Genomic DNA, 19153 nt, shown 5'->3' on the forward strand with positions numbered 1-19153 from the left:
GTACAGGCCTGAGAAGGAAGGGGCGGGCCGGGGACCCTTGGATGGACCCTGGCCCGCCGCTCTTTAAGGGCAGCGCCTTTACAGCCCCTGGGCCGGTTCGACCACCAGGCGCTCGCTGCGCTCCATGGCCTCTGCCAGTAGCGGCTCCCAATCCCGCACCGCCTCGGCCTGCTCCGCCTGCTCGGGCCGGGGCCGGGTGGCGGGGTGGGCCGGAACGAAGAGGGTGCAGCAGTCTTCATACGGCAGCACGGAGATGTCGTAGGTGCCGATGGCCCGGGCCCGCTCGACGATCTCCGCCTTGTCCATGCCGATGAGCGGCCGCAGCACGGGCAGGGTCGTCACCGCCGAAATGGTGCGGATGCTTTCCAGGGTCTGGCTGGCCACCTGCCCCAGGCTCTCGCCCGTGACCAGGGCCAGGGCCCGCTCCCGAGCCGCGATGCGCTCGGCCAGGCGGAACATCATCCGCCGCATCAGGGTGATGGTGAGCTCCGGCGGGCAGTCCAGCTGGAGCGCCCGCTGGATTTCGGTGAAGTGCACCACCCAGAGGGGCAGTGGTCCACCCCAGCGCGCCAGCACCCGGGTGAGGTCGACCACCTTTTCCCGGGCCCGCTCGCTGGTGAAGGGCGGGCTGTGGAAATGGACGCAGATGGGGACAAGGCCCCGCTTCATGGCCATCCACACGGCCACCGGGCTGTCGATCCCGCCCGAGAGCAGGGCGCAGGCCCGGCCCGTCACCCCGACGGGCAGGCCGCCGGGTCCCGGCACGGACCGGGCATACACATAAGCCCCGTCGTGGCGCACCTCCACGTGCACCGTGATCTGGGGACGCTGGACGTCAACCTTCAGCTCCGGACGGGCCGCCAGCAGCCGGCTGCCCAGCTCGCGGTTCAGATCCAGCGACGTCAGGGGGAACCGCTTGTTGGAGCGCCGGGCTTCCACCTTGAAGGTCGGCGCGCCGCCGGCGCCGACCCCGGCGGCCCCGGCTCCAGCGGCCAGGGCGGCCTCCAGAACCCGGGCGGCCGCCGCGGCGATGGCCTCCAGGTGGAGGTCCACCCGCTCGGCCGGCGCCACGGCCACGATGCCGAAGACCCGTTGCAGGCTCTCCAGCAGGGGTTCCGGATCGGTGCCGGGCGGCGGCTCCACCCAGACCCGGCCCGGCGTGCGGTAGACGGCGACCCCGGGCCAGGCGGCCAGGGCCCGCCGGATCTGGCGAACCAGGGCCTGCTCGAACTGGGGACGGTTCTTCCCCTTTAGACCGATCTCGCCATAGCGGACAAGCAGGACGGAATCCAAGGTGTGCCTCCTCCGGACCGGCCGGGACGAATCGGCCGGTTAGTGGCGGGCGCGCACCGACGCCACCGCCCGCACCTCGGCGGCTGCCTCCCGCAGGGCCGCGACGAAGCGCTCCACATGGTCCTCGGTAGTCTCCCGGCTCAGGCTCACGCGCAGGGCCGAATCCAGCCGGGCCGGCGGAAGCCCCAGGGCCTGCAGAACGTGGCTGGGGGCCGTGCGCCGCGAGGTACAGGCCGATCCGGTGGACACGTACACGCCCCGCTGGGCCAGGGCGTGGACCAGGACCTCGCCCCGGGCCCCCACCACCGAGAGGTTGACGATGTGGGGCGCACCCTCCGCCGGGTCGGGCCCGTTGACATACACCTCAGGGATCTCCGCCTGGACCCGCTCCACCAGCCGCTCCTTGAGCGCCTGCAGCCGGCGGCCCAGCTCGGGCTGCTCGGCCAGGATCAGCCGGGCCGCCACGCCGAAGCCGGCGATGCCCGGCACGTTGTGGGTGCCGGGCCGCAGGCCGCCCTCCTGCTCGCCGCCCGTCAGCAGGGGCTGGATGCGCACGCCGCGGCGTACGTACAGGGCGCCGGTGCCCTTGGGCCCGTGGATCTTGTGGGCGCTCACCGTCAGCAGGTCCACGCCCCAGGCCCGGGGGCGCACCGGCATCTTGCCGAAGGCCTGCACGGCGTCCACGTGGACCAGCACTTCCGGCTGCCGGCGGCGCACCGCCTGGACGATGTCGGCGATGGGCTGGATCGACCCGATCTCGTTGTTGACCAGCATGACGCTGACCAGCACGGTGTCGGGCGCGACGGCCGCGGCCACCCGCTCGGGGTCGACCCGGCCCCGGCCGTCGGCGGGCACCACGGTGAGCCGGTAGCCTTCCTGCTCCAGGCAGCGCGCCGTGGTCAGGATGGACGAGTGCTCGATGGCGGTGGTCACCAGGTGGCGCCCCCGCCGCGGGTAGGCGGCCAGCACCCCCCGCAGAGCCCAGTTGTTGGCCTCGGTGCCGCCGGAGGTGAAGTAGAGGTCGTCGGCCGGAACGTCCAGGGCACGGGCCAGCACCGCCCGGGCCTCCTTGACCAGCCGCTCGGCCTCCAGCCCCGCCGTGTGCAGGGAGGCGGGGTTGCCGAAGCGGTTCTGCAGGGCGTCGACCATGGCCTCGACCACCTCGGGGCGTGCCCGGGTGGTGGCGGCGTTGTCCAGGTAGACGCCGGGGCTCGTCCCCGGCGCAGGCTGGGTGGCCATAGCAACCCTCCTCGGCGGAAGGGCGGCAAAACCGGCCCCCCCTTCCGGCAAAAGTATTATACTTTTCCTCTGACGGAGCCCGGGGCGAAAGGTCCCGGCGCTCCACGCCTTAGGGAGTGGTTCACTCCGGAAGGGGCACCGCCTGATGTTGCGTTACGAAGACCTGTGCGACGTGCTCTTCGACGCGGCGGAAGCCGCCGGCCTGGAGATCCGGCGCGTCGAGCACCACGTGGAGACCCAGACCATGGACCGCCACTGCCTGTTCGTGTGCGTCCCGGAAGGGGACGAGCCGCCCCACCGGGTCCGGGCGGAGATCAGCTTCACCTGGGACTCGGTGCTGACGGCGGAGACGGTCTACGGGGGCAGTTGCGGCCTGTATCATGCAGAAGAGGACGACTGCACCCACAAGGAGGGGCAGCCGGACCTCACCGTCGACGTGGAGATCCGCTACGTGTTCGACGTGCCGTCGGCCGAGCAGGTGCCGCCGCTGGCCAACTCCATCAAGCAGATCCTGTTCGAACACATCGAGCACGACAACATCCCCGAGGTGAAGTTCGTCATCTCGGTGCTTCCCGACGGCCGGGTGGCAGTGCACGAGGCGTACGCCGTGTACGTCTGGCAGGTGGACTGCAGCGAGGAGCCCGACGTGGAGCCGATGTTCGCGGAGGTCCACCGCATCATGGAGGCGTTGATCGGCTCGGGTTACTTTCCCAAGTCCGGCGAGATGCTGCTCTAGCGCCGGGCACGGGCGCGGCCACCGGCGGGAGGCGTACCGTCATGGAACACAAGCGGGACACCGGGGACGAACCGGTGAACCGGCACCCGGCCCCGTCGCCGGGGCCGGCGGGTTGCGCCGGCCCCGGCGGGGGCCGTGACCCGCGCGGCGGTGGCCCGGCCGCTGCCGGGGACGAGCAGGCGGCGGCCCGCGAGCCGGCGGTGCCGCCTGTCCCTGGGCCCGGGACGGCCTGGATCCCCGCCGTGGGCAGCGAGGGAACCCGGCGCCTTCCCCTCCTTTCCCCGGGCGGCGGCACCGCCCTGGAAGAGGAGGAGCGGCAGGTGCTGGCCCAGGTGCTGGCTGCCCTCGGGGAGCGGGGATACGACCCCGCGCGGCAGCTGGCCCACTTCCTGGTGACCGGCGAGCCGGCGTACATCACCGCCCACCGCGGCGCGCGGGTGCTGATTCAGAAGCTGGACCGCGTGCGGGTGGTCGAGGCCCTGGTGCGGGCCCATCTCGACAGCGGGTTCGGGCCGCCGGGGCGGTAGAAGCCGCCGGGCAGCCCGCATCCCGGCCACCGCCGGCCATGGCAGGATGTGGCTGTGTGGGGCGCCGCCCGGCGGGACAAGGTATGCCTGCGCGGGTCACAAGTTCCCTATCCGGATCGGGTGCCGAGGCGCTTGTGACCCCGCCGGGGGAGGCGGTCAAGCCGCCTCCCCTGTTTTTGTCCTTCTGACATCTTCTCCCATCTCTGGCTGGCCTGTCGAATAAGCGGCCAGGACGTGACTGCATACTAACCCCACCAGTGCCCATGGCCCGAAGGCCGCATGCTGGCGGGCCGGTCACGCCTCGTTGCCGGCCCCGGTGGCACCGGGCCGGCGTTCCGGTGCCGGGCTCCGTGGCGGTTGCCGCCAGGTGGCGCGGGCCCCAGGCGGCTGGCCCTGGCCCATGGGGCTGCCACGGAAGCACCGCGGCCTGGGCGCCGGGCCGGTTCTTCCACACCACGGCAGAAGAGGTGACGCCATGAAGGCCACTGGGGTGGTTCGGCGCATCGACGACCTGGGGCGGATCGTGATTCCCATCGAGATCCGCCGGAGCATGAACATCCGCGACGGTGATCCCCTGGAGATCTTTGTTGACAAGGGCGGCGAGGTCATTCTCAAGAAGTACTCGGCCATCGCCGACCTGGAGGAGATGGTCAGCGGTATCGCCCAGTCCCTGGCCGATGCCTCGGGCCTGGTCGCCATGGTGACGGACCGGGACCAGGTGGTGACCGTGGCCGGCGCCGCACCGCGGGAGTTCGCCGGCAAGCCCATCGGTTCCGTGGTCTACCAGGCCATGGAACAGCGCCAGGTGCTGCACTTCACATCCGACCGGCACCGCCACCCCGGGCCGCTCATCGGGGCCGACGAGGACAAGCCGTGCCCCTTTGCCAGCGAGGTGATCGCCCCCATCGTGGTCGGGGGCGACCCCGTGGGCGCGGTGATCATCGCCTCCCGGGAACAGGGGCGGGACACGGGGACGCTGGAGCTGAAGCTGGCGGAGACGGCGGCCGGCTTCATCGCCCGCCACCTGGAGGAATAGCCCTGCTGCGCTGCCAAGGTCCAAGTCCTCTGCCGGGCGGGTGCCTGGCATGCCCCGGTCGCGGCGGGCGGCCTCGCCGCCCGGCCGGAGCCGGCGGCCAGGCAGCGCTCCCGGATCCTACGCCCCCGCGGCCCGCGGCGCGGGGGCCTTCTTGTTTCCGCATGCCCAGAGGTGGCCGGCCTGTTCAGCGGAGGGCCTTGCGCTGCCGGCCTTTCCCCAGATCAGACCAGGAAAGGACGGGTCCGGCCTCTTTAACGTGAAGGCCCGCCCGCTCCCGTCTCCCGCTGCGGCGACGGGCGCCCGCGGCCGGGGACCGCCGCCACGGCGACCACCGATCCCGTACGCCGATCCCCGCTCCACAGGTGGGCTTTGAACGTAACAGGTGTAATATGCCTTGCTAAATTATGGATGACAGAGGCATAATATGGTTGATGGGGATGCCCGCCGGCCGGACCCACCAGGGCGGGAGGGGTGGCGGTGGCGGCGGGGGCCGCCCGCCGCGGGCAAGGCCGGGCCGGGAGCGGCCCGTCCAGCGGCGGGACCGGCGCGCGGCCGGGCCCGATGCCAGCGGGCGGCCGGTCCGGGGCGTGGCCTCTCCGGCCCGGCGGGCCCGGGGCGGAACCGGTGAGGGGGAAGGCATGATGGGGAGGCGGTACGGTGCGGCCCTCCGGCTTGCCGGGGCGGCGGCCGTCGCCCTCGTGGTGGCGGGGGTGGCCCAGGCCGCGCCGGTGGTCTGGGACGGTGGGCCTCCACGTGGCGCGGGGCTGGCGGCACCGGTCCTGCAGGCCGCTCCGGGAGGCGGCCCGGCGGCGGCGGGGGCGGTGGCTGGCTTGCCCCTGCTGCGCGGCTACTGGCGCCTGGAGCTGCGGGCCGCCGGCGGCGGGAGCCTGGAGGTGGCCTGGGCGGCGGGCCGGGACGCCTCCGGCCGGTGGCTGTTCCTGGAGGGGCAGCGGGAAGGGGACGCTTGGGTCTTCCGGGTTCCCGGGGACGCAGGTTACACCCAGGTGCGTTTCGGCGCCCGGTCCGGCCCCGGCGCTGCCGGTCCGGGCGGTCCCGCGGAGCCCGGCGATCCCGACGCAGGGGCGGCGTCCCCCGCCCTGGCGTGGCGGGTCAGCTGGCAAGACGAAGGCGCCGCGGGACCGGGAAGCCCCGCGGGCCGGGTTCTTCCGCCGGCGCCGGAATGGGCCGGGCCCGGGGGCACCGGGCCGGATCCGGGACCGGCCGGCGGCGCGGCCGATCCCTGGCTGGCCGGTCCCGGCCTGGACCCGGAGGCGGTGGAACGGCCGCGGTGGTCGCCTCCGGCCCCACCCTTCCCGAGGGCTCCCCGGCGGGGCCCGGAGGCGGGTGGGCGCGGGGAGCGGCGCGTCCACCGGTCCCCGGCGATCCCGCCGCTCCCCGGCCAGGGAGTGCTGGACCTGCCGGCCGGCATGCCCGCCTTCGAGGTCACCCTGCCCACCTTCCAGACCACCCACTGGAAGCCCCTGGAGCGGGGCCATGTCCTATGGCGCTGGTCCTTCGGCGACGGTTCGTCCTGGGTGGATCCCCTGCCCGCCCATGCCATCGTCCGCCAGCCCCACCGGTTTCCCAGGGCGGGTACGTATCAGGTGGAGGCCGTCTCCTACGACGTCACGGGCCGGGCGCTGATCCGTCACCGGTGGCGGGTGGTGATCCCTCCGGCGGAGGCGGTGGCGCGGGCCGTAGGAGCGGCGGTGCCGGGGATGGTGGACGACGCCGTGCTGGCGGCGGCCCAGGAAATGGCCTTGTGGCGGCTTTTCAATGCCGCCGCACCCCAGGCACCCCGGGTGACCCTCCGCCTGGAGGGGCCCCAGGACTGGGTGACCGGCCGGCCCGCCGTGTTTCGCCTGCAGGCGGACATCCAGAATCCGCCTTTCACGGAGCGGGTGCAGGTGGACTACGACCCGGCCCCCGCGTTCTCGGTGCGCTGGCGGCGTCCGGGGACCTACACCGTCGACGGTGCGGTCCGGGTGCGGGTCTACTACCGCATCTACGGCCAGGCTCTGGCCCTGAGCCACGTCTACCGCACCCGCCGGCAGGTGGAGGTGCATGCCCTGCACCTGGAGGAGTAGGAGGACGCGCCGCCACCCGGGGCACACCGGCCGGCGGCCGGCCGGTGCCGGCTGCGCCCCGGCGAGGGTGCAGGCGCGGGCCTCGGGCCCGCGCCCGGTTGTACGGGCATCCCGGCTGCGCCTATAATCGGGTGACCGTGCCTAGACCTGCAAGGGCGGTGACGGTGTTGTCCATCCGTGTGAAGGTGGCTGCGGCCGTGCTGGTGGTGGTGGCGGGTATCGCCTACCTCTCCTTGATGGGTTTTCAGAGCGCCAAGACCTACTATCTCTCCGTGGACCAGGCCCTGGACCAGGCTGCCGGTCTGGGCGACCGGTTCGTCCGGGTCCAGGGCAAGGTGGAACCGGGAACGGTGGACTGGGCCGTGCAGCAGGTGACCCTCCGGTTTGCCATGACCGGGGATTCGGGCCGGACCCTGCCCGTGGTCTACAAGGGCGTGAAGCCCGACCTGCTTCAGGACGGCGTGGACGTGGTGGTGGAGGGGCGCCTGCAGGGCGCGACCCTGGTGGCCGACCGGGTGATGGTGAAATGCCCGTCCAAGTACGAGGCGGCGGGGACCCAGGCGGCCCGGTGATCAGGCGCCCGGGACCGTCCGCATGGCGGGACCGGTCCCGGCCGGACGGCCCGGGCAAGGGCGTGAACGCTAGGGGCTGGAACGGCGGAATGCGAAGATCTGGTAAGGAGACGGCCGCCGCCCGGGGCAGCCGGCACCCCAGCCCGGGGTGCCTGGAGCGCCCCTCCGCCGGGGTGGCGGGAAGAAAGCCATGGGATCGCCGCACGCAGGCCTGGACCGCCACCGTGCTGGTGGTGGTCTTCGTGCTGGGGATTGCCTTGGCCCTGGCCGGAGGAGGAACCCGCCCCGCCGCGGCGGCGGAAGGGGCCCCACCGCGCGACGGCCAGGTGCCGGCTGGTCCCGGGGCCGGCACCCCCCGGGGGCAAGAGGCAGGGGCTGAAGCGGTGACGCCGGGGACCTGGGAGCGGGTCGCCCTGGTGGTCCACCCCGAGCCCGCCGGCCAAGGCATGGCCGTGCTGGTGCTGGCCCGCTGGCCCGGCCAGGAGGGACCGGGCGCCGGTGCCGACGGGGCCCTGACCTTGCCGTCGCTCCGGCTGGCCCAGCCTTCCCGGCCGCTGCCCGAAGGCCTCCGCTGGACGGGGGAGACGCTGGAGGACGCGTCGCCGCCCCCGCCGGGCGAAAGCCGCGACTACGCGTATGCCTTCATTGCCGATACCCGGGCCAGCCGGGGGCGGCTGGTGGTGGACCTGCCCGCGGCCGTGGACCAGCTGCTGGTGATGACGGTGGCCGGAACGCTGGAGGCAGCCGGCAACGGGCTGCAGCCCGCCGGCACCGTGCCGGGAACGGACCTGGGCATGCCGGGCAACGACCTGGCGGTGTGGCGGGCAGGTCCGTTGGAGGCGGGCACCTACACGATCCTTCTCATGCCGCCGGGAGTTGCCGCGGGGCAGGCGGGCGGCTCGCCCCAGTCCGGGACCGGTGAGGGTGGCGGGACGGCACCGGGAACGGGCAGCCCGGGGAGCGCGCCGGGGAGCGACCTCCTCCCGGGCCAGGGTGACTTGAGGGCCCGGGGGGCCACCGTTGCAGGCGGGGCCGGTACCGGCGGCGGGGCGGGGGTCGCCGCCGCGATGGCCGCCGGAGCGGTGGTGGCCCTGGCGCTGGCGGGCGCCGCCCGCTGGCGGCGGGGCCCGCGCCGCTGGTGGCTGCGCCGCCGGCTCTTGATCGAGGCCATCGTCGACCTGGACCGGGCCCATGCCGCCGGTGAGGTGCCGGAGGCCCTCTACCGGGAGGAGCGCCGGCGCCTGGTGGAGGCGGCGGTGGCGGCCACCCGGCGGGCGTGGACGGCCGGTGGCCCCCGCCTTCCGGGAGCCGGCGAGGCGGTCGCGGCGGAAGCCCCTCGAGGGGAGGCGCCGGTCCGGTGACGCAGGGGGCGCCCCGGCCGGTCATACCGGCCGGTGACCTGGCGCCCGGCTCCCGGCCCGGACGCGGCGCACCGGTGCTGGAGCTGGCGGGCCTGGAACGGGCCCACGGTGACCAGGTGGTCTTCCGGTCCCTTCACTGGAGGCTCGGCCCGGGCGAAGTGGGCGCCGTCATGGGGCCCAACGGTGCCGGCAAGACCACCCTGCTGCAGGTGGTGGCCGGCCTGCTCTGGCCCAGTGCGGGCACGGTGCGGGTGGCCGGTGCCCCCGCCCGGCCGGCGGAGCCCGCCTGGCGGCGCCGGGTGGGCTACGTGGGGCATCGTCCGCTGGCCTTTCCCGAGCTGTCGGCCTGGGAGAACCTGATCTTCTTCGGCCGCCTTTACGGATTGTCCCGCCAGGAGGCCGAGGAGCGGGCCCGGGAGCTCCTGGACCGGCTTAACCTGGACGCCGTCGCCGCCCGGCCGGCGGCGCACCTCTCCCGTGGGCTGGCCCAGCGGCTGGAAGTGGCCCGGGCCATGATGCACCGGCCGCTTCTGTGGCTGTGGGACGAGCCCTTCACCGGCCTGGACGCCGGTGCTGCCCGGTTGCTGGAAAACCTGGTAGAGGAGCATGCGGCGGCCGGCGGGACGGCCGTGGTCGTCCTGCACGAGCCGGACCGGGCGCTGCGCCTGGCCGGCCGGCTGCTCCTGCTGGCGGGGGGGTCCGGTCACGACGTCCCGGCGGCAGGCGTCGGGACGGCGGACCTGGAGGCCTGGCTGGCGTGGGCAGCCCATGCGCCGGGGCGGGCCGCTGGCGGCCCCGCCGGCGGCCTGGTTTCGCCGGCCGGCGCGCCGGGTTCCCGGGGGGCACCCGCGGCGAGCAGCTCCGGCTCCGGCGGCGGGCCCGAGGCGGGCCCACCGCGGTCCGTGCCGGCGGGGCTGCCGGCGCCGGATCCGCGCCCGCTGCCGCCGGGGGCCCCGGCTCCGATGGCAGCGGGCGCGGCGCAGCCGCCCGAGCCGGCCCCGACGCCGGTGGGGACCGTCCTGAGGACCCTGGTGGAGCTTGATCTCCGCCAGGAATGGCGCCGGCGGGAGGGCCTGGCCAACCTGGCCACCTTCGTCCTGCTGGTGGGGCTGGCTTTGGCCTTCGCCCTGGATCCCGGCCGCCATGACCTGTCGCCCCTCATGGGGGGTCTGGTCTGGGTGGCATTCTACTTCGCCGCCGTCCTTCTCTTCGGCCGGGGGTTTGCCCGGGACGCGGACCGGGGCACCCTGGACGGCCTGCTGCTGGCACCGGCCGACCGCAGCGCCCTCTACCTGGCCCGGGTGGTGTCCCAGGGCGTTCAACTGCTGGCCCTGGAGCTCGTGCTGGGACCGGTGGTCATGGCCTGGCTGGGGTTCCAGGGACCGGTGCGCTGGGACGGCTTCCTCCTGGTCCTGGGGCTGGGGACGGCGGGGCTGGCGGCGGTAGGCACCCTGCTGGGCGCCTTGACGGCCGCCGTGCGGGGGCGGGAGGCGCTTCTGCCCGTGCTGTTGTTCCCCCTGACGGCACCGGTGCTGCTGGCGTCGGTGCAGGTCGCCGGCGCCGCCCTGTCCGGGGCCCCCGAACAGGCGGCCCTTTGGTTTCGGGTGCTGGCGGTGTATGATACCATGTTCCTGGTCGCCGGCGCCCTGCTGTTCGACTATGTGGTAGCCCGCTAGGAGGCGAGCCATGTCACGCCTGGCGGCAGCTTGGACGGTGACAACCTACGGCGCGCTGGTCGGGGCCCTCTACATGGCGTTTCGCTACGCACCGCCCGAACGGGTGATGGGCAACGTCCAGCGCATCTTCTATTTCCACGTGGCGGCGGCCTGGGTCGGCTTCCTGGCCTTCGCCATCGTCTTCGCGGCCTCCATCGCGTACCTGCGGGGCCCGCAGCGGCGCTGGGACCGGCTGGCAGAGTCGGCTGCCGAGCTGGGGGTCCTCTTCACCACCATCACCCTGATCATGGGCTCCCTCTGGGCGCGCGCCGTCTGGGGCGTCTGGTGGACCTGGGATCCCAAGCTCACCACCACGCTGATCCTCTGGTTCCTCTACGCCGGTTATCTGCTCATCCGGGCGGCGGTGGACGATCCGGCCGCCCGGGGCCGGTATTCGGCGGTCCTGGGCATCGCCGGGTTCCTCAACGTGCCCATCGTCTACATGTCGTCGGTGTGGTGGACCTCCATCCATCCCGTCCTGCGGGGCGGCGGCGACATGAACCTGGACCCGGCCATGCGCCTGGCCCTGCAGGCGGCGGTGGCAGCCTTCACCCTGCTGTTCTTCCTGCTGCTCAACCAGAGGCTGCGGCTTGCCCGCCTGGCCGATGGCGTGCGGCAAGCCCGGGCCGGGACGGAGGAGGGGTAAGGTGCCGCCCATCACCCCGGAACTGGATCAACAACTTCTGGTTTATTTGTTTTGGGCCTACACGGTGGCGTTCGGCCTGCTCTTCGCCTATGTCTGGCGCCTGGTGCGCCGGCTGGGCGAGCTGGAGCGGGAGCTGGGCCGCCTGCAGGCCCCGGGTTCACGACCGGCCCCGCGGGCACCCGGTACGGGTGCCGGCGCCTAGCGCCCGGCGGATGCAACGGCCCGCTGCCCGGCCGGCGGCCCGCGCCGGGGGCCGCTGAGCCGCGGCGGGTCCGGCCGGTTCCACCCGCAGTTCCGTCGCAGAGGGGGAGGCTAGGTTGAAGCGACCCAAGGTCAGCATCGTCGGCGCCGGGAACACGGGCGCCGCTCTGGCCCACTGGCTGGCCATCAAGCAGGTGGCCGATATCGTCCTGGTGGACGTGGTCGAGGGCATGCCGCAGGGGAAGGCCCTCGACCTGATGCAGGCGGCCCCCGTGGAAGCCTTTGACACCATCCTCACCGGGTCCAACGACTATGCCGACACGGCGGGCTCCGACGTGGTGGTGATCACCGCCGGGGCTGCGCGCAAGCCGGGCATGAGCCGGGACGACCTGGTGAACATCAACACGGGCATCGTCCGCGACATCACCGCCCAGGTGGCCCGGTACTCGCCCGACGCCTACTTGATCGTGCTGACGAACCCGCTGGACGTCATGTGCTACGTGGCCTACAAGGTCAGCGGCTTCCCCAAGCACCGGGTGATGGGCCAGTCGGGCATCCTGGATTCCGCCCGCTTCCGCACCTTCATCGCCCGGGAGCTCAACGTCTCCTTCGAAGACGTCCACGCCCTGGTGCTGGGCGGCCACGGCGACTCCATGGTGCCCCTGCCGCGCTATACCCACGTGGGCGGCATCCCCGTGACCCAGCTGCTCCCCAAGGAGAAGATCGACGAGCTGGTGCAGCGGACGCGGGACGGCGGTGCCGAGATCGTGCGCCTGCTGAAGACGGGTTCGGCCTTCTTCGCCCCCGGTGCCGCCATGGCCGAGATGGTGGAGGCCATCCTTCGCGACCGCAAGCGCGTCCTGCCGGTTTCGGCCTATCTCGAGGGAGAATACGGCGAGTCGGGGATCTTCATGGGCGTGCCCGTGGTGCTGGGGGGCGGCGGCATCGAGAGGATCCTGGAGATCGAGTTGACCGAGGAAGAACGCCAGGCCTTCGCCCGCTCGGCGGCGGACGTGCGGGAGACCCTGTCCAGGCTGGAACTGTAGCCCGCCGGCCCGGCGGCCCGGCAGCGGGGCGGGCCGGCGACCGGGCAGCCCGGTGGCCGGGCGGGCGGGACGGGCCAGGCGGCCAAGAGGGGATGCACGGCATTGGCCGGACCGGTTGCCCACGATCATGACGAGCGCCTGCGGGCCCAGGCGGTGGCGCTGCACCGCCAGGCCCGGGGGAAGATCGAGATCGCCAGCAAGGTGCCCCTGCGGGATGGCCGGGATCTCAGCCTGGCCTACACGCCCGGGGTGGCGGAGCCTTGCCGCCTCATCGCCGCCAACCCCGACGAGGCCTTCGAGCTGACGGCACGGGGCAACCTGGTGGCGGTGGTGTCCGACGGATCGGCCGTGCTGGGGCTGGGGGACATCGGCCCCGCGGCCGCCTTGCCCGTGATGGAGGGCAAGGCGATCCTGTTCAAGCTCTACGCCGCGGTGGACGCGGTGCCCCTCTGCGTCCAGGCGCGGGAGGTGGGCCGCCTGGTGGAACTGGTGGCGGCCCTGGCTCCCAGCTTCGGCGGGATCAACCTGGAAGACATCGCAGCCCCCCGCTGCTTCGAGGTCGAGGCCCGGCTGCGGGCGGAGCTGGACATTCCCGTCTTCCACGACGACCAGCACGGCACGGCCATCGTCACCGCCGCCGCGCTCTTGAACGCCCTGCGGGTGGTGGGGAAGCAACTGGACCGGGTCCGCATCGTGGTGAACGGGGCCGGGGCGGCGGGGATCGCCACCAGCCAGCTTTTGCTGGACATGGGCGCCCGGGACCTGGTGCTGTGTGACAGCCGGGGGGCCATCTATCCCGGCCGGCCCTACGGGATGAACCCGTACAAGCAGCGGGTGGCCGAGCGCAGCAACCCCGCAGGCCTGCGGGGCGACCTGGCCAGCGTGCTGGCTGGGGCCGACGTGTTCATCGGCCTCTCCCGGGCGGGGGCCGTCACTCCGGAGATGGTGCGCAGCATGGCGCCGGGGGCGATCGTCATGGCCATGGCGAACCCCACGCCGGAGATCTTCCCGGACGAGGCGGCGGCGGCGGGGGCGCAGGTGGTCTGCACGGGCCGCTCGGACTTCCCCAACCAGATCAACAACGTGCTGGCGTTCCCCGGGGTGTTCCGGGGTGCCCTGGACGTCCGGGCCCGGGAGATCAACGAGGCGATGAAGCTGGCGGCGGCCCGGGCCATCGCCGCCCTGGTGGAGCCGGACCGCCTGTCGGCGGGCTACATCATCCCGGAAGCCGGGGACCCGCGGGTGGCACCGGCAGTGGCGGCCGCGGTGGCGGAGGCCGCGGTGGCCACGGGGGTGGCCCGGATCCCCCGGGATCCCGGCGAGGTGGGCCGGGAGACGGCCGCCCGGGTGGAAGCCGTCCGGGCGCGCCTGGCGGCCGGTTCGTCCAACAACCTCCCTGCGAGGTGAGATCGGTTGAAGTTCTTCGAGTACATGGCCAAGGAGGTCTTCCGGGAGCGGGGCATTCCCACGCCCCGGGGCCGGGTGGCGGCGACGCCCGAGGAGGCCGCCCGGGTGGCCGCCGAGGTCGGCGGGCCGGTGGCGGTGAAGTCCCAGGTCCTGGCCGGGGGCCGGGGCAAGGCTGGCGGCATCCGCTTCGCCGACACGCCCGACCAGGCCCGGCAGGTGGCGGCGGACCTGCTGGGGCAGGAGGTGCGGGGCTACCGGGTCGAGCGGGTGCTGGTGGAGGAGAAGCTGCGCATCGACCGGGAGCTGTACCTGGGCATCGCCGTCGACACCGGCCGCAAGCTGCCGCTGGTCATCGCCTCGGTCCACGGCGGCGTGAACATCGAGGAGGTCCCCGAGAAGGACATCGTCAAGCGCCCGGTGGACATCACCCTGGGCCTCTACCCGTACTTCGCCCGGGGGATCGCCCGGCGGCTGGGCCTGGAGGGTGCCGTCGCCCGCCAGTTCGCGGACCTGCTCACCCGCCTCTACCGCATCTTCCGGGACTACGACGCCGAGCTGGTGGAGATCAACCCCCTGGTGATCTCCGGCGACCGCCTGATTGCCGCCGACGGGCGCCTGAACATCGACGACGACAGCCGCTTCCGCCATGAGGACCTGCCCGAGGTCAGCGAGGCCACCGAACTGGAGCAGCGGGTGCGGGAGATCGGGCTGTCCTACGTGGAGCTGGACGGCGACATCGCCGTGATGGCCAACGGCGCAGGGATCACCATGGCCACCATCGACGTGCTGGCCGAGTACGGCGGCCGGGCCATGAACTTCCTGGACGCGGGCGGCGGAGCGGCCGTCGAGCCCATGGCGAAGGCCATGGCGGTGCTGGTTTCGACCAACCCCAAGGCCATCTTCGTCAACATCTTCGGCGGCATCACCCGCTGCGACGACGTGGCCAACGCCATCGTCACCGTCAAGCAGCAGCAGGGCATCCCCGTGCCCCTGGTGGTGCGCCTGGTGGGCACCAACGAGGACAAGGGCGTGGCGATCCTGCGCGAGCACGGCATCGAGGCCTTCCGGGACATGGGCGAGGCCGCCCGCAAGGCGGTCGAGCTGGCCCGGCAGGGAGGGGAGCGGTGAATGGCCATCCTGATCGATGAGCGTACCCGGGTGGTGGTCCAGGGCATCACGGGCCACCAGGGCAGTTTCCACACCGGCCAGATGATCGAGTACGGCACCCGCGTGGTGGCGGGCGTCTCGCCGGGCAAGGAGGGCCAGGAGGTCAAGGGCGTCCCCGTCTACGACACCGTGGAAGCGGCGGTGGAGAAGCACGGGGCCACGGCCTCCGTCATCTTCGTCCCCGCTCCCTTCACCAAGGACGCCGTGCTGGAGGCCCTGGAGGCGGGGATCAAGCTGGTGGTGGTCATCACCGAGCACGTCCCCCTGCACGATGCCATGGAGATCATGGCCCGGGCCCGGCTGAAGGGCGCGACCATCATCGGCCCCAACACCTTCGGGGTGATCTCGCCGGGGAAGAGCAAGATCGGGATCATGCCCAATCAGATCTACACCCCCGGCCGGGTGGGCATCGTGGCCCGCAGTGGTACCCTTTCCTATGAGATCGCCGCGTCGCTGAGCCAGGCCGGCTTCGGCCAGTCCACCGTGGTGGGCATGGGCGGCGACCGGGTGGTGGGCCTCTCCTTCATCGACGTGCTCAAGATGTTCGAGCAGGACCGGGAGACCGAGGCCGTGGTCCTGGTGGGGGAGATCGGCGGTACCGCGGAAGAGGAAGCGGCGGAGTACATCAAGGGGATGAACAAGCCCGTGGTGGCCTACCTGGCGGGCAAGCATGCCCCGCCCGGCAAGCGCATGGGCCACGCGGGGGCCATCATCGAGCGCGGCCGCGGCACGTACCAGAGCAAGGTCGAGGCCCTGGAGGCCGCGGGAGCCCGGGTGGCCGCCCTGCCCTGGCAGGTGGCCGACCTGGTGCGGGAGGCGCTGCGATAAGAGGCGCCGGGAGGCGCTGCGATAAGAGGCGCTGCGATAAGAGGAAGGGACGTGCATGGGGGCTCAGAGCCCGGCCCCGGGCCGGGGCGCCGACAAGGCCACGTACATCCGGGAGCTCTTCGACACCATTGCGCCCGGCTACGACCGGATGAACCTGCTGATGACCCTGGGGCAGTGGCGCTACTGGCAGTGGCGGCTGCGCCGGCGGCTGGAGGAGCTGCCCCTGGACGGGGCGCGGGTCCTGGACGTGGCCTGCGGCACCGGCGAGATCACGGCCATGCTGGCCCGGCGGGTGGGGCCTGCCGGCCGGGTCACCGGCCTGGATTTCTCCCCGGGCATGTTGGCCGTTGCCCGGCACCGGCTCGAGGCGCTGGGCCTCTCCGGCCGGGTCGAGCTGGTGCAGGGGGACGCCCTGGACATGCCCTTTGCGACGGGCGAGTTCGACCTGGTGACCATGGGCTTCGCCTTGCGCAACGTGGCCGGCCTCGACCGGGCCCTGGCCGAGATGGCCAGGGTCACCCGCCCCGGCGGCCGGGTGCTGATCCTGGAGCTGTCCCACAGTCCCTGGCCCTGGGTCCGGGTGCCCTTCCGCTGGTACTTCGAGCGGGTGGTCCCCGCCATGGGGCGGTGGGCCGCCCGCCGCTGGCGGGGGCCGGGTCCCGATCCCTACGCCTGGCTGCCCCTGTCGGTGCAGGGGTTTCCCGGGGCGGAGGAACTGGCCCGCCTCATGGCGGCGGCCGGCCTGGAAGGCGTCCGCTTCTGGCGCATGTCGGCGGGCATCGTCTGCTTGCATGAGGGGCGGCGACCCTGATGGGCGTGATGGTGCTGGGCATGAACCACCGCACGGCGCCGGTCGCGGTGCGGGAGCGCCTGGCGGTGGCGGGGGAGGACCTGCCGGCGGCCCTGGCGGAGCTGGCAGCCTGCCCGGCCGTCGACGAGGTGGTGCTGCTCTCCACCTGCAACCGGGTGGAGGTGTACGCGGCGGCCTCCCACCATGGCCAGGGCCGGCGCCAGGTGCGGGACGTGCTGGCGCGCTGGGCCGGCATGGACCCGGACCGGTTGGAGACCTATCTCTATGCCCGGGAAGATGCCGCGGCGGCGCGGCACCTGTTCCGCGTGGCGGCGGGCCTGGACTCCATGGTCCTGGGCGAGAGCCAGATCCTGGGTCAGGTACGGGAAGCCTACCACGGGGCTGCCGCCGCGGGAACCTGTGGCAAGGTGCTGCACGGTCTCTTCCAGCAGGCCCTGGCGGTCGGGAAGCGGGCCCGGACGGAGACGGCCATCAGCCAGCACGCGGTGTCCGTCAGCTACGTGGCGGTGGAACTGGCCCGCAAGGTCTTCGGCCAGCTGGACGGGCGGCGGGTGCTGCTGGTGGGCGCCGGCGAGACGGCGGAACTGGCTGCCCGCAGCCTGGCCGAGGAGGGTGGCTGCCGGCTGGTGGTGGCCAACCGGACCCTGGAGCGGGGCCGGCAACTGGCCGCCGCTTACGGCGGTGAGGCGGTGTCCCTGGGCGACCTACCGGCGACCCTGGACCGCTGCGACGTGGTGATCAGTTCCACCGGCGCCGGGCGGCCCCTGATCACCGCCGCCATGGTGCGGGAGGCCATGCGCCGCCGGCGGGGCCGGCCCCTCTTGCTTGTGGATATCGCCGTGCCCCGCGACATCGAACCGGCGGCGGGCCGGTTGGACGGGGTGTTCCTGTACGACATCGACGACCTGCAGGCGGTGGTGGAAGCCAACCTCCGGCTGCGGCGCGAGGAGGCGGCGCGGGTCGAGGCCATGATCGACGAAGAGGTCCGGGGCTTTGAGGGGTGGCTGCACAGCCTGGACGTGGTGCCTCTGATCCGCTCCTTGCGGGCCAAGGCCGAGGCCATGCGGCAGGAAGAGCTGGCCCGCGCCCTGCGCAAGCTTCCCCACCTGTCGGAGCGGGACCGGCAGGTCATCGACGGCCTGACCCGGCTGATCGTCAACAAGCTGCTGAACGATCCCATGGTGCGCCTGAAGGAGGCGGTGGCCGGAGGGCGCGGCCCCGTCTACCTGGACGAAGCTTTCACCGAGCTCTTCGCCCTGGACGAACCCGGCCGCGCTGAACGCCGGCCGGCGCGGCAGGCCGGGGCGGAGCCGGCTGCCGGCGGGCCGGAGGGCACGGCGGGCCGCCGGGCCGGGCGGGGACAGGCCGCCGCCGCAGACGGCGCGGAGCCCGCACCGGAAGGGGGCACCGGTGCCGCGGGCCCGGCCGGTTCGGCGCCCGGTGACCCGGTGCTGGCCCTGCCCCTCCGCCGGGCCGGGGAAAGCGGCAGCGGCCGGGCATGAGCGGCAGGTGAGGCCGGGTGCAGGGCTGGCTCGCGTGGGGGTACGTGGGCATCACCTTGGGCTACCTGGGGGCCGCGGCCTGGCACGCCTGGGTCCTGGCCGGTTTTGCCCGGGACGGCCCGGCCCGGTGGCTTGTCTGGGCGACCTGGTCCGCCCACACCGCGCTGCTGGGCGGGGCGCTGGCGACCGGCCACATCCCCTTCACCAGTCCCCAGGGATCGGTGTTCTTCCTGAGCTGGGCATGGATCCTTAACGGCATCGTGCTGGAGGCGCTGCTGCCCTTGCGACCCCTGGGGGCCTTCATGCTGCCCCCCGTGGTGGTGTTGCTGGTGCTGATGGCGGCGGGCGCCCCGCTGCTCCCCGGCGGCGGCCTCGCCGACGGCCTGCCGGCCGGTGCCGCAGCCGGCGCCGGGGTACCGGGGCCTGGGCCCGCTCCGGGGCAGGTGCAGGCAGCGCCAGCACCCGGCACCGCCGGGTCGCCGCTGCTTGGCGCCGGTCCATGGGTCTGGCTCCACGCCACCATCGCCCTTCTGAGCTACGGAGCCTTCGGCCTGGCCTCGGCCCTGGCGGCCATGTACCTGCTCCAGGAGCGGCAGCTGCGGGTCAAGGCCTTCAGCCGGCTCTACCGCCACCTGCCCGCCCTGGAGGAGATGGACCGGGCCTGCTGGTGGCTGGTGGGCAGCGGCTTCGCCCTGCTCACCCTGGCCCTGGCCAGCGGCACCCTGCAGGCCGGCCGCCTCTGGGAGGGGCCCTGGGCCCGTGACGGGAAGGTCCTTGCCAGCGCCGGCGTCTGGCTGTTCTACGCCGCCTGCCTGGCCCTGCGGGCATGGGCCGGCTGGCGCGGCCGGCGGCTGGCTTACCTGTCCCTGCTGGGCTTTGCCGTCATCCTGGTGAACTACCTGGTGGTGGGGCCGCACTGGTCGGCACGCCACGTGTTCTGACCCGGCCCGGCGGCCCGGAGCCGCGGGGGGAGGGACGA

General features: G+C 73.4%; 18 protein-coding genes. 16 read left to right on the plus strand and 2 right to left on the minus strand.

The genetic code is table 11. The features are described from left to right. Positions 1-78 precede the first annotated feature (78 nt). Both thiI and ACZ5T9_RS07505 read right to left on the minus strand, forming a co-directional pair. Complete coding sequence (thiI, locus tag ACZ5T9_RS07500) at positions 79-1293, minus strand: tRNA uracil 4-sulfurtransferase ThiI (RefSeq protein ID WP_464832465.1); 1215 nt, start codon at positions 1291-1293, stop codon at positions 79-81. Positions 1294-1332: 39 nt separating this feature from the next. Beyond that, entirely contained in the window at positions 1333-2532 is a 1200-nt protein-coding gene (locus tag ACZ5T9_RS07505) for a cysteine desulfurase family protein (protein WP_464832466.1), read from the minus strand. A gap of 145 nt (positions 2533-2677) precedes the next feature. Between ACZ5T9_RS07505 and ACZ5T9_RS07510 the strand changes: the two genes are divergently transcribed. The 16 genes from ACZ5T9_RS07510 to ACZ5T9_RS07585 all read left to right on the plus strand — a co-directional run bounded on the left by ACZ5T9_RS07510 (position 2678) and on the right by ACZ5T9_RS07585 (position 19115). After that, a complete protein-coding gene (locus tag ACZ5T9_RS07510) occupies positions 2678-3268 on the plus strand; it encodes a hypothetical protein (protein WP_006903870.1) in 591 nt (196 codons plus the stop codon). Positions 3269-3309: 41 nt separating this feature from the next. Next, entirely contained in the window at positions 3310-3795 is a 486-nt protein-coding gene (locus ACZ5T9_RS07515; RefSeq protein WP_464832468.1) for an IreB family regulatory phosphoprotein, read from the plus strand. Positions 3796-4270: 475 nt separating this feature from the next. After that, positions 4271-4831, plus strand: coding sequence for a stage V sporulation T C-terminal domain-containing protein (locus ACZ5T9_RS07520; protein WP_464832470.1), 561 nt, complete (start codon positions 4271-4273; stop codon positions 4829-4831). A gap of 638 nt (positions 4832-5469) precedes the next feature. Beyond that, complete coding sequence (locus ACZ5T9_RS07525) at positions 5470-6918, plus strand: PKD domain-containing protein (protein WP_464832471.1); 1449 nt, start codon at positions 5470-5472, stop codon at positions 6916-6918. A 164-nt stretch (positions 6919-7082) separates the two neighbouring features. After that, positions 7083-7490 (plus strand): cytochrome c maturation protein CcmE, encoded by a 408-nt coding sequence (locus tag ACZ5T9_RS07530; RefSeq protein ID WP_464832472.1) that lies wholly within the window; start codon positions 7083-7085, stop codon positions 7488-7490. Between the two features lie 89 nt (positions 7491-7579). After that, positions 7580-8851, plus strand: coding sequence for a hypothetical protein (locus ACZ5T9_RS07535; protein WP_156821736.1), 1272 nt, complete (start codon positions 7580-7582; stop codon positions 8849-8851). Further along, positions 8848-10527 (plus strand): heme ABC exporter ATP-binding protein CcmA, encoded by a 1680-nt coding sequence (gene ccmA / locus ACZ5T9_RS07540; RefSeq protein ID WP_464832473.1) that lies wholly within the window; start codon positions 8848-8850, stop codon positions 10525-10527. The genes ACZ5T9_RS07535 and ccmA overlap by 4 nt, the downstream gene beginning before the upstream one ends. Positions 10528-10537: 10 nt before the next feature. Further along, positions 10538-11212, plus strand: coding sequence for a cytochrome c biogenesis protein (locus ACZ5T9_RS07545; RefSeq protein WP_006903878.1), 675 nt, complete (start codon positions 10538-10540; stop codon positions 11210-11212). Position 11213: 1 nt separating this feature from the next. After that, the gene (locus ACZ5T9_RS07550) at positions 11214-11414 is read left to right on the plus strand and encodes a CcmD family protein (RefSeq protein WP_006903879.1); all 201 of its coding nucleotides are present in this window, start codon (positions 11214-11216) and stop codon (positions 11412-11414) included. 115 nt (positions 11415-11529) lie between these two features. Continuing rightward, positions 11530-12459 (plus strand): malate dehydrogenase, encoded by a 930-nt coding sequence (gene mdh, locus ACZ5T9_RS07555; RefSeq protein WP_006903880.1) that lies wholly within the window; start codon positions 11530-11532, stop codon positions 12457-12459. Between the two features lie 102 nt (positions 12460-12561). Continuing rightward, positions 12562-13866, plus strand: coding sequence for an NAD(P)-dependent malic enzyme (locus ACZ5T9_RS07560; RefSeq protein ID WP_464832475.1), 1305 nt, complete (start codon positions 12562-12564; stop codon positions 13864-13866). A gap of 6 nt (positions 13867-13872) precedes the next feature. Beyond that, the gene (gene sucC / locus ACZ5T9_RS07565) at positions 13873-14994 is read left to right on the plus strand and encodes an ADP-forming succinate--CoA ligase subunit beta (RefSeq protein WP_006903882.1); all 1122 of its coding nucleotides are present in this window, start codon (positions 13873-13875) and stop codon (positions 14992-14994) included. Then, positions 14995-15861: a succinate--CoA ligase subunit alpha gene (gene sucD / locus ACZ5T9_RS07570; protein WP_464832477.1), complete on the plus strand. Its 867-nt coding sequence runs from the start codon at positions 14995-14997 to the stop codon at positions 15859-15861. It abuts the gene before it with no gap. Between the two features lie 55 nt (positions 15862-15916). Further along, positions 15917-16672, plus strand: a complete 756-nt coding sequence (locus tag ACZ5T9_RS07575) for a class I SAM-dependent methyltransferase (protein ID WP_464832478.1) — start codon at positions 15917-15919, stop codon at positions 16670-16672. Further along, positions 16672-18174 carry a glutamyl-tRNA reductase gene (gene hemA / locus ACZ5T9_RS07580; RefSeq protein ID WP_464832479.1) on the plus strand — a complete coding sequence of 501 codons (1503 nt, stop codon included), beginning with the start codon at positions 16672-16674 and terminating at the stop codon, positions 18172-18174. Before ACZ5T9_RS07575 ends, hemA begins: the two co-directional genes overlap by 1 nt. Positions 18175-18191: 17 nt before the next feature. Further along, the gene (locus ACZ5T9_RS07585) at positions 18192-19115 is read left to right on the plus strand and encodes a cytochrome C assembly family protein (protein ID WP_464832480.1); all 924 of its coding nucleotides are present in this window, start codon (positions 18192-18194) and stop codon (positions 19113-19115) included. Positions 19116-19153: the final 38 nt, after the last annotated feature.

It is taken from the genome of Thermaerobacter nagasakiensis, assembly GCF_055396825.1.

What these genes read in the sequence shown, in the direction of transcription:
- ACZ5T9_RS07510 (WP_006903870.1), top strand. Translation starts at nt 2,678, where the DNA reads ATGTTGCGTTACGAAGACCTGTGCGACGTGCTCTTCGACGCGGCGGAA.
- ACZ5T9_RS07520 (WP_464832470.1), top strand. Translation starts at nt 4,271, where the DNA reads ATGAAGGCCACTGGGGTGGTTCGGCGCATCGACGACCTGGGGCGGATC.
- ACZ5T9_RS07575 (WP_464832478.1), top strand. Translation starts at nt 15,917, where the DNA reads ATGGGGGCTCAGAGCCCGGCCCCGGGCCGGGGCGCCGACAAGGCCACG.
- hemA (WP_464832479.1), top strand. Translation starts at nt 16,672, where the DNA reads ATGGGCGTGATGGTGCTGGGCATGAACCACCGCACGGCGCCGGTCGCG.
- ACZ5T9_RS07525 (WP_464832471.1), top strand. Translation starts at nt 5,470, where the DNA reads ATGATGGGGAGGCGGTACGGTGCGGCCCTCCGGCTTGCCGGGGCGGCG.
- ACZ5T9_RS07545 (WP_006903878.1), top strand. Translation starts at nt 10,538, where the DNA reads ATGTCACGCCTGGCGGCAGCTTGGACGGTGACAACCTACGGCGCGCTG.
- ACZ5T9_RS07505 (WP_464832466.1), bottom strand. Translation starts at nt 2,532, where the DNA reads ATGGCCACCCAGCCTGCGCCGGGGACGAGCCCCGGCGTCTACCTGGAC.
- sucD (WP_464832477.1), top strand. Translation starts at nt 14,995, where the DNA reads ATGGCCATCCTGATCGATGAGCGTACCCGGGTGGTGGTCCAGGGCATC.
- ACZ5T9_RS07535 (WP_156821736.1), top strand. Translation starts at nt 7,580, where the DNA reads ATGCGAAGATCTGGTAAGGAGACGGCCGCCGCCCGGGGCAGCCGGCAC.
- ACZ5T9_RS07515 (WP_464832468.1), top strand. Translation starts at nt 3,310, where the DNA reads ATGGAACACAAGCGGGACACCGGGGACGAACCGGTGAACCGGCACCCG.